The sequence below is a fragment of the Streptomyces gelaticus genome (assembly GCF_014649535.1).
GTDB lineage: Bacteria > Actinomycetota > Actinomycetes > Streptomycetales > Streptomycetaceae > Streptomyces > Streptomyces gelaticus.
Genome location: NZ_BMTF01000010.1, coordinates 210,797 through 223,908 on the forward strand (window position 1 = coordinate 210,797; position 13,112 = coordinate 223,908).

The following is a 13,112-nucleotide window of genomic DNA, read 5'->3' on the forward strand; positions in this document are numbered from 1 at the left end:
ACTACGCCATGGGCTGGCTCCCGATGTGGGCACAACCCTTCGTCCTCGCCGACGGATTCAGCTGCCGCACCCAGATCGACCAGGCCACCACCGGACGCCAAGCCCTGCACCTGGCCGAAGTTCTCGCCATGGCCCTCGAAGGACCGCCGCCTGCTGAACACCCCGAACAGGCGGTACTCCGCCCGCCACCGCGCCCGGAGGGCACCATGACATCCCCGCACGGGCGGCTCCAACGCGAGGCCCGAGCATGCTTCGGTCACATCGACCGCCCGCTCACCGCCTACCCCGGCCTCATCGGTGTCTACGCCGCCGCGCCGGCCATCCGCGCCGCTGTCCAGGCCACCCACCAGTTCGGCCGCCTGATCACCAGGGCACCCTCCACCAACCCGCGGCGGGCACCGTTCCCCCATTCCCAGGGCATGTGCGCACCTCTGGAACTGGAGGAGGTGCGCGGCACCGGAACCCGCAGGGCGATCGGCAAGTGGGACAGCTGGTCCATCTGCACCGGTCTGTGGATTGCCACCGGCTACACCGCCGGCCTCCTCTTTGCCCCCCGCACCTCCCGGATCGCCCCCCGCCACCCCGGCGGCCCGGGCCGCAGTCGGCTTCCTGCGGTTCGCACAAATGACCACCCAGCGCTCCTGCGGCGAGACGCCGTGACGTCCTGGCCCACGCCAACCGTCGACAACCTGCAGGTGTGGGTCCTCGATTTTCCCACCGACGCCCCGGAAGCCGACGGCACCGCCACCTGGACCAGCACCACCATGGTCCTCGTCCAGGCGCAATCCACAACTACTCACGGTTACGGCTGGACCTACGGGGCAGCAGCCTGCGCAAGCGTGATCACCGACCTGCTCGCCGACCACGTCATCGGACGCAGCGCCTTCGACGTGCCCGGCACCAATGAAGCCATGCACCGGGCGCTGCGCAACGCCGGGCGTCCCGGCATCGGGGGCTATGCCCTGTCCGCCGTCGACATCGCGCTGTGGGACCTCAAGGCAAAGCTGCTCGATCTCCCACTGGCCGACCTGCTCGGACGGGTCCAAGACGGGGTGCCCGTCTACGGCAGCGGTGGCTTCACCACCTACGACAGCCAGCAACTGGAGAAGCAACTGCGCGGCTGGACCAAGCAGAGCGCCATTCCGCGCGTCAAGATCAAGATCGGGGAGGAGTGGGGCTCCCGCGAAGACCGGGACCTGACCCGCATCCGGGAGACCCGCCAGATCATCGGGCCCGATGCAGAGCTGTACGTCGATGCCAACGGCGCCTACACCGCCAAGCAGGCGATCCGCCTCGCCAAGACCTTCCAGGAATTCGACGTCCGCTGGTTCGAAGAACCGGTCTCCTCCGACGACCTCACAGGCCTGGCCCGGGTCCGCGCCGCCTCCGCAGCGGACGTCGCCGCCGGCGAGTACGGCTTCACCCTCCCCTACTTCGCCGCCATGGCCCCAACTGTCGACTGCCTGCAGGCGGATGCCACCCGCTGTGGCGGCATCACCGTCTGGCTCCGCGCAGCCGCCCTCGCCCAGTCCCATGGCCTGGACCTCTCCGGCCACTGCGCCCCGCACGTCCACGCCCACGCCGCAGCCACCATCCCCAACCTGCGCCATCTGGAATGGTTCCACGACCATGTCCGCATCGAGAACCTCCTCTTCGACGGCACTCTCGACCCCACCGGCGGCGAACTGTGCCCCGGCGCGGATGGCGCCCCCGGGCACAGCATGACCCCGCGCTACGACGTCCTCGTACGCCACACCCGCACCAGCGGCGCCGAACCCGCCAGCGGCCCGTAGCCCAGCCGCCAAAGCCCCCGGATGCCAGGTCAGCACCAACCGCAGCTGCGCCCGCACACCACTGCTGAAGGGAGACCCAAGTGCCCGAGAGCGCCGCCGTACCGGCTCCGCACGTGCTGCGCGACTACGCTCTGCTCGCCGACGGACACCGTGGCGCCCTGGTCGGCCCTCGCGGCGACATCGTGTGGATGTGCGCACCGCGGTGGGATAGCGACGCCGTCTTCACCGCGCTCATCGGTGGGCCCGGCTGGTACACCGTCACCCCCACCGACCCGTATGTGTGGGGCGGCTACTACGAGAGCGGCAGTCTCATCTGGCGCAGCCGCTGGGTCACCACGGGCGGGATCGTGGAGTGCCGTGAGGCCCTCGCTCACCCGGGGCAGGAGCACCGCGCGGTGCTCCTGCGTCGGATCCAGGCCGTCGACGGCCCGGCCGAGGTGGCGGTGAGCCTGCAGGTGGCCGCAGGATTCGGGGAACACCGGCTGCGGCAGGTGAAACGGGAGGAGAACGGGGACTGGACCGCGCGGGCCGGCGGTCTGTATCTGCGCCTGACCGGTCTGCCGAGTGCGGCAACCGACGAGTCAGGGCCCCATCTGCAGCTCAAGGCCCGGCTGCGATTGGAACCCGGCGACCAGCACGCTCTCGTGCTGGAGATCTCCGACCGGCCGCTGGCGCAGCCGGAGGAACCGGAGAGTCTGTGGCGGGCAAGTGAGGCGGCATGGGCCGAGCACGTACCCGACCTCACAGGGGTGCTCGGACGCCGCGACGCGCGGCATGCGTACGCGGTGCTGCATGGCATGACCGGACCCAGCGGCGGGACCGTCGCCGCGGCCACCACGAGCCTGCCGGAGCGTGCCCAACAGGGCCGCAACTACGACTACCGGTATGTATGGATCCGCGACCAGGCCTATCTCGGGCAGGCTGCGGCCGCCGCCGGAGCCCATCCCCTGCTCGACGACTCAGCCCGGTTCGTCACCGCCCGCCTCCTCGAACACGGCCCTCGCGTCGCCCCCGCCTACACCGCCGACGGCGGTCCCGTCCCCGGTCCGCGGACGCTGGATCTGCCGGGCTACCCGGGCGGCTTCGATGTGATCGGCAACCGGGTCAACCGCCAGTTCCAGCTCGACGGCTTCGGCGAGAGCCTGCTCCTGCTCGCCGCTGCCGCCCGCCACGACCGGCTCGACACAGAAGGCTGGCACGCAGCAAAAATCGCCGCCGACGCGATCGCCGCCCGACGCGGCGAGGAGGACGCCGGGATCTGGGAACTTCATCCCGACCGGTGGACACACAGCCGCCTGACCTGCGCAGCCGGGCTGCGCGCGATCGCCACCGCCCACCCCACGGCGGGACGTGCCCTCGCAGCTGACTGGGAGGCACTCGCCGACCAGGTCATCGCCGAGACCGACCGCGACTGCCTGCACCCCAGCGGCCGCTGGCAACGTTCGCCTGCCGACCCCGGCGTGGACGCCTCCCTGCTCCTGCCCGCACTGCGCGGCGCCGTCCCGGCCGACGACCCGCGTAGCCAGACCACCTTGGAGGCTGTCCTGGCCGACCTCGGCCAGGACCGCTACTGCTACCGCTTCCGCCACGATCAACGTCCCCGCCAGGAAGCGGAGGGCGCGTTCCTGCTGTGCGGCTTCCTCGTCGCTCTGGCCCAGCACCAGCAGGGCAACACGGCAGAGGCAATGCGTTGGTTTGAACGCAACCGGGCCGCCTGCGGACCGCCGGGACTGTATGCAGAGGAGTTCGACGTCTCCCAGCGCCAACTGCGCGGCAACCTGCCCCAGGCCTTCGTCCACGCCCTCATGCTCGAAACCTCCGCGCGCCTCACGCCACACGGCTGACCTGCATCCCGTGCGCCACGACGGGCAGTTCTCGCCGATCACCGATGTCCTCCGGACGATCGCACCCCTGGTCCGCATCTGGAAGCGCCGCCTTCCGTCGCGGGAGTCGGTCTGGAGTGGTGGCGGGTGGGTGCTGAAGGCGGTCGACCTCACCGGGCCCGGAAGCGGCACCGCCCCCGGCGTGATGGAAGAACTCGCCCAGCAGGTGCTGGACGGCAGCGACGCGGTGGTGGACTCGCTCGTTGAACAGATCGAGGACGGGAAGAACGATGCCGTAGCGGCTCTGCCGCGCAAGTCCGAACCGAAGGGAGACCGCGTGATCCCAATGGCGCACCGCACGAAGCGCCCGGCAAGCCTGTGGTCTCTCCGGGCGGATCCGGCAGCGTGACCAGTGAACATGGACAGTGAGCCAGAGGATGGCGGCGAGGAGGGGAATCTTCCTGAACTTGCACTGTGTGCGGAAAGACGACCTTGGACAACACAACATTCTGTGCGCTGGTCCCGGACTCGTCCGTGACCAGCCCGTTGACCCGAGGCGGGACGGAACTCGCCTTCTGGTCGGGTGTTCGCACGAGCACCTGGCCGAGGTGATCGAGCGATACAAGGGTCCGTTCATGGATGCCGAGTTGTGGGCCGGGAAGGCCTCAGGTCTCTGCAACAGCATCCCAAAGGGATCAATGAGGTGGATGGCTCTGGCCCGTAAAACCGGACTGACGTGCGATCAGGTCAGGCGCGGTGCGATATGGCAGAACACTCAGGCTCAGCGCTCTCGAGCAAGGAGTCCGGGGTGAACAGGACGGGCCAGATGCCCGGTAGTCGGCGCATCGCTCCGGTGCTCTGGCCAGTACGTAGGCCGGCGGATCCGGCCGTGTCGTGCCGGGTGCGGAGTATTCGACAAGCCGACAGCGTGGGGTGTTACGCATGGACAGACTCGGGACTCAGGATATGGGATGAAGATGCTGCTTGAGATCGTGTTGAAGGCTTTCATCGGCGGCCTGTTCGTGGTCGGTTTCGCCCTGGTGGCGGAGACCGTCCAGCCCAAGCGGCTGGCCGGGGTTTTCGCGGCGGCACCTTCGGTTGCACTGGGAGGTCTGATCCTGACGGTCGTGTTCAAGGGGAACCTTGAGGCGGCGGAGGCAGCGCGGGGCATGGTGGCCGGAGCACTGGCCTTCACCGCCTACTGCCTCATCGATGTTCCGGCTCTGGGCAGGCTCGGAGCTGTCCGCGGATCGACGGCGGCCCTCGTTGTGTGGTTCGCCTTTGCGGCGGCCCTCGCCTTCGCGGTGGCGCGGTGAGTCGGTCGGCGGAGCCGGCGAGCGGGAGCGAGCGCGATGGCGAGGACACCGGCCGGGTGCGGGTGGACTGGCGGGCGGCCTTGCGTACGCCGCGCAAGGACGTGCTCCTCCGGTTCGGCTTCGGCGCGGGCGTGTCGCTCCTGGCGGCCGCGGTGTCCGCACTGTTCGGTTCGTTCATCGGCGGGGTATTCCTCGCATTTCCGGCTATTTTACTGGCCAGCCTGACTCTTGTAGCGGAGGAGGAAGGCATCCGTCGCGCCCGTGATGACGCACGTGGCGCCGCCCTGGGCACCCTAGGACTCCTGGTATTCGCCATCGTGGCCGCAGTTCTTGTACGTCATCACTCGGCGTGGCTGGCGTTCGGCGCCGCGACGGCAGCATGGGCGTGGACGTCACTGACCGCCTATGCGCTCGCGTGGGCGCTCGGGCTGGGAGGCGACGAACCTCGCAGACGCAGGTAGCGCGTGGCGGCGTCCGCGTCCGGGGACCCTGCTCGTCACCGTTCTGCCAGCTCTCCAGCGTTCGGACGGCCAACTCCCCGAACCCGGTTGGCTATTCCAGTGCGATGCCCGGGAGAGCGGCTTGATCTCCAGAACGTCGTGGCACTGTTCTCGTTCCCGCAATTCGTGTTCCGCTGCCGGACGGCTCTGTTTCTCCTCCACGAGCCGCTCGTACTCCGGGCCGAGCTGTTTCTTCAGATGGCATCTGCGTGCGACCTGCCATGCCACGAGTGCCCAAACTGGAGCACAGCCGACCGAGCCGAACCATCACATGCATCGCGAGCTGGCCGGGAGCTGGCCCCAGGAGTCTCATCCCCGCTCCGCTGCCCGACACCCGCGAGAGTTCGGGAAGCAGAGCCTGCTGGGCCGACCCGCCCAGCCCACCGAAATAGCCCAGGCCTACGTCTTTCTGGCATCGCCGAACGCCCTTTGCATCACGGGCGAGATCATGAACGCGACCGGTGGCACCCCGCTCTCCTGCCCCATGGCGATGCCTCGTGAAGCAACGAGGCGAGAGACCGACGACGCGCGCCTTTCGGCAGGCGGCCTCATACGCTCAGCAAACCGAGCCCGCGTTGCAAATCGGGGCGTCAGCCGAGGAACCGTGCGGCCATCCGCAGATCCGAGAGCAAGCCTCGGTACGCCTCGTCCCGGTTCTTCGCCCGCAGCACGGCCGAGGGATGCACCGTGGCGAGGAACCGGTGGTCGTTCGCGCCGGCCTCCTGGGCGGCACCCTCCTCCGCGGGGATGTCCCAGTTGGACAGGTCCGGCAGGGGCAGCAGCGTGCCGCGCACCTCGGACACCCTGAAGGAGCCACCGAAAAGGGCCTTTCCCGCGGTCGCGCCCAGTGCCACCACGAGTTCTGGATCGATCCGGCTCAGCTCGGCGGCCAGCCAAGGTCGGCAGGCTGTGATCTCCCGAAGGTTCGGTGTCTTGTGGATGCGCCGCTTCCGGGCATCCACAACGGGCGCGAACTTGAAGTGCTTGACGGCGTTGGTGAAGTAGACCTGGTTCTCATCGATCCCGACTTCGGCCAGTGCCCTGCGCAGCAGCCCGCCGGCCGGGCCCACGAACGGTTTGCCCTGGCGGTCCTCCTGGTCACCCGGCTGCTCCCCGACCAGAACCGTGCGCGCGTCGGCCGGACCGGCACCGAAGACCGTCTGTGTGGCATCCGCGTACAAAGCGCACCCTCGGCAGTCGGCCGCCGCACGGCGCAGAGCGGGCAAGCCACCCCTGCCGGGCAGGTAGTCGAGGGCGCTCTCGTGGAGTCTCTTTGCGCTGTCGGCCATGATGGCTCACCTGCTCACATGCTCGCCTCGGACGCCAGCCGCCTCTTTGGGAACCCGACGCCTCACGTTCAATGGATTCCACCGTCTCAAGCCAGGCCCGGTCTGTCCCACGGTGCGCGGTGGCAGGCGAGGCGAATGCCTCCACGAAGTCTCGGCGGCGGCCATCACCGCTCCTGGGCACCGACGGGCTGTCTGCCCTCTTGTGCACCTCGATCTCGCTACCGCCTCTGCGGCTCCTCCGTTGGTCACAGCTCGCCAGGCTTTCGGTACGACGCCAGGCCGACGTGGGCCAGAGCTGAGGCGCCATGGCCGGTGCTCTCCCCCGAGACGAGTTCTGCGTCCTCGCCCCGTCCTGACACGAAGCCTCGGCCCGGCTCCGACGCCCTGCGTGGCATCCTCGCCACGGGAGGCGAGATGGCCCCGTCACTGATTGGCTGGATAGGTCGGCCCGTCCGACGAGCACATGGGGGTGGGCCCGGGACGATGACCGTGTGGGAGGCCGAGGCACCGGGCCCGGTATTCCCACCGGGCCACTGGGCGGGGAGCGACCCGCCGGGAGCGCCCGGCCCGCGATCCAGAGGTACCGCAGTGAGGAGAGACACCATGCGTGTACTCACCTGGCAGGGACGTCGGGACGTGCGGGTGGAGGATGTCCCCGATCCGCACATCCAAGGCCCCCACCGACATCGTCGTACGCATGACGTCCACCGGGATATGCGGTTCTGACCTGCACCTGCACGAGGTCCTGGGACCGTACCTGGAGCAGGGCGATGTTCTCGGTCACGAACCCATGGGGGTGGTGGAGGAGGCGGGCCGGGACGTCACGGCGGCGCGGGTGGGTGACCGTGTGGTGGTCCCGTTCAACGTCTCCTGCGGGACCTGCTTCATGTGCGAGAGAGGTCTGCACTCCCAGTGCGAGGGCGGATCCACTGCCGCTGCTGACGCTGTTCGACAAGCAGATCCAGGTGCGGATGGGCCAGGCCAACGTCCGGCACTGGGTACCGGAGATCCTTCCGCTGCTCGACGACGAGGACGTGCTGGGAGTCGACGGATTCGCCACCCACCACCTGCCGTTGTCGGACGCCCCGAAGGCGTACGCGATGTTCCGGGACAAGGAGGACGGGATGGTCAAGACACTCCTGCATCCGTAGCTCCGACGCGGCGGACGGCCCCGGTCGGCACACCGGTGCCCGGTCCGGCCGTCGGGGACGGGGAGGACGCGGACGGTGTTTCCTCACGATTCTACGGAAGGGCGGAACGAGTATGGGCACACATGCGGGCTTGCGCGTGGTGGTGACGGGGGCCACCGGCAATGTGGGAACCAGTCTCCTCGAAGCCCTCACCAGGACCCGGACGTCGCGGATGTCCTCGGCCTTGCACGACGGCGGCCGGAGGCATCCGTCCCGGGGGTGCGGTGGGAGGCCGTGTACCTCTCCCGCGAGGACAGCCCGGGCGTGCTGGACCGGCACCTGGCCAACGCTGATGCCGTCGTCCACCTGGCCTGGCGTTTCCAGCCCACACACGATCCGGTGGTCACCTGGCGGAGCAATGTCCTGGGGTCGGTCCGGGTCTTCGAGGCCGTGGCGCGCTCGGGCGTGCCGACCCTGGTGCACGCCTCCTCTGTGGGCGCCTACTCCCCGGTCCGAAGGAAGCACCAGGGGTGGACGAGGAGTGGCCGACCCATGGGTGGCCGCCGCCTACTGCCGGGAGAAGTCCTACCTGGAACGGGTACTGGACTCTCCGTGCTCACAGACGTACGGGGCGCGTTCAATCTGGCGGCGGAGCCGTCCTGGGCCCGCGGGAGCTCGCGGATCTGCTCGACGCCCGCGTGGTGCGCCTCCCGACGGCAGTGGTCCGGACGGCGCTGTCGGCGGCCTGGCGCACCCACGCCGTACCGGCTTCCCCGCATCTCTTCGACGCGGTGCTGCGCCTGCCGGCACTCGACTGCGCCCGGGCACACGGCCTGCTGGGGTGGCAGCCGTCCCGGTCGGCGCAGGAGGCGTTGTCGGCATTTCTGCACGGCGTACGGGGTGGCGCGGGCCTGAACACTCCGCCGCTGGTCGGCAGGAAGTGGGGCTGACCACAACAAGGCAGTGAATTCCGACCGGACAGGAAGCGCGGCCGAACGACCGCACTTCGCCGCCCTCATCGGGCCACCGGAGAGAGGAACAGCCATGAAGCGCCAGCCTTTCTCGTACTACCCCCGTCCAGAACGCAGCTCCCCGCCGCGGCAACCGTCGACGTCGTCGGCCTGGAACGGGCGCTGCGCGAAGGCGCGGGGAGGTGCGGTTCGACACGAGGAACCGGGGCGCCTGCTCCACGGGCGGATCGAACTACCGGCGCGACGGACGGTGGAACAGCTGCGTCCATGGATCGATGCCGGCACGCCGGTCGCGGGGGCCGGTCCCCGGCTCGCCCCCGCCTGCGCCGTGACCGGCGACCCGGTGCCGGACCAACGCACCGTGGGCCCTGCCCGGATACCCCAGTGGCTACGACGGGATCGGCGGGTGAACCGACAGTTTCCAGCTCGATATCTTCGGCGAGGTGCTGCTCCTGCTCTCCGCCGCCCACCGGATCGACCGACTCGACGACGAGACCCCGTGGGCCGCCCGTGTCGCGACCGATGCGATCGCACGCCGGTGGCAGGAACCCGACGCCGGAATATGAGAGCTGGAAAACCGCCCCTGGACCCAAAGCCGCCTGATCTGCGCCGGCCCGCGTTCCCTCGCCGAAACCGCAGCGGGCAGGCGCGCTGCGGCCTGGGCCGCTCTCACAGGCCGAATCGTCGCTGCGACATCGGCCACCAGCCTTCATCCCTCCGGCCGATGGCAGCGCTTCCCCGACGACCCGCGCGTAGACACCGCGCTGCTGCTCCCGCCGCTGCACGGGGCGCTGCCGCACAACCCGTCCACCGCCCCACCTAGCGGCGGAAGAGCTCCAGGCCTACGGCAGAGGCCAGCAGTTGCAGGCCTGGAAGAGCCGGGCAGACCGTCAGATGGCCCTCGCCATCCGGTTCAGGAGGCCGTCTCCATTCGGGCAAAGATGCTCGTGTCCAGGTGTGCGAGAAGGTCGGTCGGGCTCCGGTACGTTTCACTCGCACCGGCCGCTGCGAGGGCGGCTCGGCAGATCCCTCCGGTGAGCAGGGCGACACCTGTGACATCGGCCTCGGCAGCAGCGCGCATGTCCCATACCGAGTCTCCCGTGAAAACAGTCCGCTCGGCTGTTCCGCCGGCGATGTCCATGGCTCGGCGTACGGGTTCAGGCGCGGGCTTCCCTTCTCGCACGTCGTCCGCGCTCGTGGCGCCGGCGATGGCGTCGTCGGCGTCGATCGCCCGGCGCAGCGCCTCCAGTTCGCGCGCGGATGCCGATGTGGCGAGAACTACCTTCCACCCTCTGCTCGCCAGGGCGCGCAGCAGGTCTCCCGCGTCGGCCAGTGCAGGCAACCGCTCGAAGTAGGTGGCGTAGAACACACTGTGCGCATTGTCGAGGTAAGTGTCCTGTCCGCGGTCCCGGTCTTCACCGAGGAGTTTGCCGAGGAGGTCTTCCGAGCCGAGACCGATCGCGCCGTGCACCTCAGCCATCGGCACTGTGTACCCGCCCTGTCGCAGCGCTTCCCACCATGCCGTCACATGCAGGTAGTTGGTGTCCGCGAGTGTGCCGTCGACGTCGAACAATGCGGAATGTGTCATGGTATTGCCCTTCGTCATGGCTTTTGTGGAGCGGTACTGGCGTGATTCGGCCCTCTCCGGGGACTGGTCGTTCAGAGCTCGCGAAGGGCGGGCAGCAGCTTCCTCTCCGCCCAGCGCAGGAACGGTTGCTGGTGCTCTCCCCCGATCTGGACGAGCGCGACATCCGTGAAGCCGGCGTTGGTGAAGCTGCGCACGGCGTCGACGAATTCCTCGGTGTCGTTCCCGCACGGCACGGCCTTCGCGACATCCTCCGGACGGACGTACGTGGTGGCCTGTGCGAAAGCGGCGGGGTCCGGTAGTTGGGAGTTGACCTTCCACCCACCGACCGACCAGCGGAACTGGTCATGAGCCCGCTCGACCGCGGCATCCCGGTCCTCGTCGTAGCAGACGGGCAGTTGGCCCATGCGCGGTTTGCCCGTGCCGCCGAACCGGTCGAACGCAGCCAGCAGTTCGCGTTTCGGCTCCGTGGCGATGACGAGGTCGGCCAGCCGGCCGGCGATTTCGCAGGACCGCCGCCCCGAGACCGCGACCCCGATCGGAACACGGGCGGTCGGCAGGTCCCAGAGTCTGGCGCGGTCGACAGCGAAGTGACGGCCTCGGTGACTGACACACCCGCCGTCGAAGAGCGCCGCGATGATCTCCACCGCTTCTTCGAGCATGTCCAGCCGCACGGACGCCGTCGGCCATCGCATACCGACCACGTGTTCATTCAAGTTCTCGCCGGATCCGAGACCGAGCCGAAATCGCCCCTCGGACAGGTCCTGGAGCGTCGCCGCTTTCTGAGCCACCACCGCAGGGTGGTAGCGCTGAGTCGGGCAGGTTACGTACGTCATCAGCGGGATCGACGACGTCGCCCGGGCTGCCGCGCCCAGCACGCTCCAGGCGTACGGCGCATGTCCCTGGGATTCCAGCCATGGAAAGTAGTGGTCGGAAGTGACTGAGAAGTCGAAGCCGGCCCCTTCGGCCGCCACCACGTGCTCGACGAGGGACCTCGGCCCGGCTTGTTCGGTCATCATCGTGTATCCGAATTGAGCCATATAAGGCAATTCTCCGGTATGAGGTATCCGAAACATGCTCGGTCAGAGCCGGTTGGGCTCGCCCTTGATGCCGGCTGGCAGGCGACGACGCCCACCGGACCGCCGATCGTGGCCCCGCAGTGGGACCTGGCCGCCACACACACTTCTCAGAAGCTCCGCGCTTCTCGGCACTCTCCTGGATGTGCTCGTGCACCCTACGCAGGACAGACGTCGAGCGTGGAATGGGATCGGCTCCCAGCTGGGACCGCCATGGCTAGTGATAGCTAACCGCGAACCGGGGGAGCCGATACCGGCCGGATAGGAGGAAGCCTGAGCTCACAGGAACTCACGCCGAGCCGTGCCCCGGATCAACGGGACCGAGTGTCCGTACGAGTCGCTCATCCCCGGGCCCCGCCGTATCCACACCGCGCCGATGTGCGGGAGAGGAACTACGTTGGAGAGTGAGTGGGATATCGCCCGTCGAAGGGTTCGCCATGGTTCACGGGAGCGGCAAGGACAAGGTCCAGGGCAAGGCTGAGGAAGCCGTGGGCAGGTCGACGGGCGGCCGGCGCGAGGAGGCCGGGGGAAGGATCCGACGGGCCAAGGGCGAGATGAAGAAGAAGATGGGTGGTGGCCATGACCAGCCCCCTCCGCGCGTACCGCCCGCCCGGTAGATCCCGTAGCTGCCCCACCGCACGACCGGAGACGGTCGGCGGTCAGGAAGTGCCGGATGACGGCCCGCACGCCCCGTTCAAGGCAGGTGCGGGCCGTTCGTCGCTCAACGAGTGGGACCCGTAGGACCCCCTGGTCGAGAAACCGGGGGGTCCTGCGTGCGCTGCTCTGCGACGGCTCGGGACGGAACACCAGGAGCCGGAGGTCGCTCGCAGCACCCCCGGCCGATGCTCTACGAAGGTGATGCACCCATGACCGAGGTCAACAGGCTGTTGCTCGCCACAGCGGTGGCGGGCGGTTACGTGCTGGGACGCACCAAGAAGGGGCGCCTCGCGCTGGCGGCCGCCTCTTATGTGGCAGGCCGGCAGTACGGGATCGAACCGCGGAAGCTCGTGTCTCAGGGCAGGAAATGGCTCAAAGAGGTCCCCCAAGTCGCGGAGCTGGGGGAACAGGTGCGCGGCGAACTGGTGACGGCGGGCCGCGAGGCGGTTTCTGCGGCTGCCGACCGCCGTCTGGCTTCCTTCGCCGATGCCCTCCATGAACGGACGCTCCGGCTGGAAAGCGCCGGGGAGCAGGGACAGGGCGAGGACGAGGAGGGGCCCGAGGAGGGGCCCGAGGAGGACGAGGAGGACGAGGAGGAGTCTGCCGCTGAAGCCTCCCAGGCGCGGGGCAGAGCGGAACGTGGCAAGAAGGCTTCGCGTACGGGCAGGGCCTCGGGGAAGGAGTCCGCCGGGCGCACCGGGAACGACGGGCAGGCGGGCGAGCGCCGGCGAGGAAAGGCCGGTGAAACGGCCCCTTCCGGCAAGCGCCCGGCCAAGAAGACCACCGGAAAGACCCCTTCGCGGCACAAGGCCCCTGCCACCGGCAAGAAGGCTTCACCGCACGCCGAGCACCGGAGGTGACCGGTCATGGCACAACAGGCACAGGAAACTGCGGATTCGGGGCTCGACCGGCTCCGCGACGAAATGGCCGACTACGTGGCGGCCCGCATCGGAATCCTGGCGGAGCAGACGA

General features: G+C 68.9%; 11 protein-coding genes and 3 pseudogenes. 11 read left to right on the plus strand and 3 right to left on the minus strand.

All coding sequences use genetic code 11. The features are described 5' to 3' along the window. The first annotated feature begins 206 nt into the window (after positions 1-206). The 6 genes and pseudogenes from IE107_RS17410 to IE107_RS17435 all read left to right on the plus strand — a co-directional run. Positions 207-1,793, plus strand: coding sequence for an enolase C-terminal domain-like protein (locus tag IE107_RS17410; RefSeq protein WP_189544680.1), 1,587 nt, complete (start codon positions 207-209; stop codon positions 1,791-1,793). Positions 1,794-1,873: 80 nt separating this feature from the next. Beyond that, complete coding sequence (locus tag IE107_RS17415) at positions 1,874-3,637, plus strand: glycoside hydrolase family 15 protein (RefSeq protein WP_229867024.1); 1,764 nt, start codon at positions 1,874-1,876, stop codon at positions 3,635-3,637. A 10-nt stretch (positions 3,638-3,647) separates the two neighbouring features. Next, the gene (locus tag IE107_RS17420) at positions 3,648-4,025 is read left to right on the plus strand and encodes a hypothetical protein (RefSeq protein WP_189544681.1); all 378 of its coding nucleotides are present in this window, start codon (positions 3,648-3,650) and stop codon (positions 4,023-4,025) included. A 562-nt stretch (positions 4,026-4,587) separates the two neighbouring features. Continuing rightward, complete coding sequence (locus IE107_RS17425) at positions 4,588-4,932, plus strand: DUF3147 family protein (protein WP_189544682.1); 345 nt, start codon at positions 4,588-4,590, stop codon at positions 4,930-4,932. Further along, complete coding sequence (locus IE107_RS17430) at positions 4,929-5,393, plus strand: DUF3147 family protein (RefSeq protein ID WP_189544683.1); 465 nt, start codon at positions 4,929-4,931, stop codon at positions 5,391-5,393. The genes IE107_RS17425 and IE107_RS17430 overlap by 4 nt, the downstream gene beginning before the upstream one ends. 344 nt (positions 5,394-5,737) lie before the next feature. After that, a pseudogene (locus tag IE107_RS17435) lies at positions 5,738-5,907 on the plus strand (SDR family oxidoreductase); the annotation flags it as partial. A gap of 115 nt (positions 5,908-6,022) precedes the next feature. On the opposite strand, the gene IE107_RS17440 reads toward IE107_RS17435, so the two are convergent. Then, positions 6,023-6,721 carry a UdgX family uracil-DNA binding protein gene (locus tag IE107_RS17440; protein ID WP_189544684.1) on the minus strand — a complete coding sequence of 233 codons (699 nt, stop codon included), beginning with the start codon at positions 6,719-6,721 and terminating at the stop codon, positions 6,023-6,025. A gap of 603 nt (positions 6,722-7,324) precedes the next feature. On the opposite strand from IE107_RS17440, the pseudogene IE107_RS17445 reads away from it, so the two are divergent. From IE107_RS17445 to IE107_RS35775, 3 genes and pseudogenes are all read left to right on the plus strand, one after another. After that, a pseudogene (locus IE107_RS17445) lies at positions 7,325-7,872 on the plus strand (alcohol dehydrogenase catalytic domain-containing protein). A gap of 112 nt (positions 7,873-7,984) precedes the next feature. After that, a pseudogene (locus tag IE107_RS17450) lies at positions 7,985-8,801 on the plus strand (NAD-dependent epimerase/dehydratase family protein). 464 nt (positions 8,802-9,265) lie between these two features. Further along, positions 9,266-9,388 carry a hypothetical protein gene (locus tag IE107_RS35775; RefSeq protein WP_268246602.1) on the plus strand — a complete coding sequence of 41 codons (123 nt, stop codon included), beginning with the start codon at positions 9,266-9,268 and terminating at the stop codon, positions 9,386-9,388. 347 nt (positions 9,389-9,735) lie between these two features. Here IE107_RS35775 and IE107_RS17455 read toward each other — a convergent pair whose 3' ends face one another. Together IE107_RS17455 and IE107_RS17460 are read right to left on the minus strand one after the other, a co-directional pair. Next, positions 9,736-10,410, minus strand: coding sequence for an HAD family hydrolase (locus IE107_RS17455; protein WP_189544731.1), 675 nt, complete (start codon positions 10,408-10,410; stop codon positions 9,736-9,738). A gap of 71 nt (positions 10,411-10,481) precedes the next feature. Then, positions 10,482-11,447, minus strand: a complete 966-nt coding sequence (locus IE107_RS17460) for an LLM class F420-dependent oxidoreductase (protein ID WP_189544732.1) — start codon at positions 11,445-11,447, stop codon at positions 10,482-10,484. A 473-nt stretch (positions 11,448-11,920) separates the two neighbouring features. Here IE107_RS17460 and IE107_RS17465 point away from each other — a divergent pair, with 473 nt between their 5' ends. Both IE107_RS17465 and IE107_RS17470 read left to right on the plus strand, forming a co-directional pair. Beyond that, positions 11,921-12,100 carry a CsbD family protein gene (locus tag IE107_RS17465; RefSeq protein WP_189544685.1) on the plus strand — a complete coding sequence of 60 codons (180 nt, stop codon included), beginning with the start codon at positions 11,921-11,923 and terminating at the stop codon, positions 12,098-12,100. Between the two features lie 249 nt (positions 12,101-12,349). Then, positions 12,350-13,000, plus strand: a complete 651-nt coding sequence (locus IE107_RS17470; RefSeq protein ID WP_189544686.1) for a histone protein — start codon at positions 12,350-12,352, stop codon at positions 12,998-13,000. Positions 13,001-13,112 lie beyond the last annotated feature (112 nt).

What these genes read in the sequence shown, in the direction of transcription:
- IE107_RS17410 (WP_189544680.1), top strand. Translation starts at nt 207, where the DNA reads ATGACATCCCCGCACGGGCGGCTCCAACGCGAGGCCCGAGCATGCTTC.
- IE107_RS17425 (WP_189544682.1), top strand. Translation starts at nt 4,588, where the DNA reads ATGAAGATGCTGCTTGAGATCGTGTTGAAGGCTTTCATCGGCGGCCTG.
- IE107_RS17440 (WP_189544684.1), bottom strand. Translation starts at nt 6,721, where the DNA reads ATGGCCGACAGCGCAAAGAGACTCCACGAGAGCGCCCTCGACTACCTG.
- IE107_RS17455 (WP_189544731.1), bottom strand. Translation starts at nt 10,410, where the DNA reads ATGACACATTCCGCATTGTTCGACGTCGACGGCACACTCGCGGACACC.
- IE107_RS17460 (WP_189544732.1), bottom strand. Translation starts at nt 11,447, where the DNA reads ATGGCTCAATTCGGATACACGATGATGACCGAACAAGCCGGGCCGAGG.
- IE107_RS17465 (WP_189544685.1), top strand. Translation starts at nt 11,921, where the DNA reads ATGGTTCACGGGAGCGGCAAGGACAAGGTCCAGGGCAAGGCTGAGGAA.
- IE107_RS17470 (WP_189544686.1), top strand. Translation starts at nt 12,350, where the DNA reads ATGACCGAGGTCAACAGGCTGTTGCTCGCCACAGCGGTGGCGGGCGGT.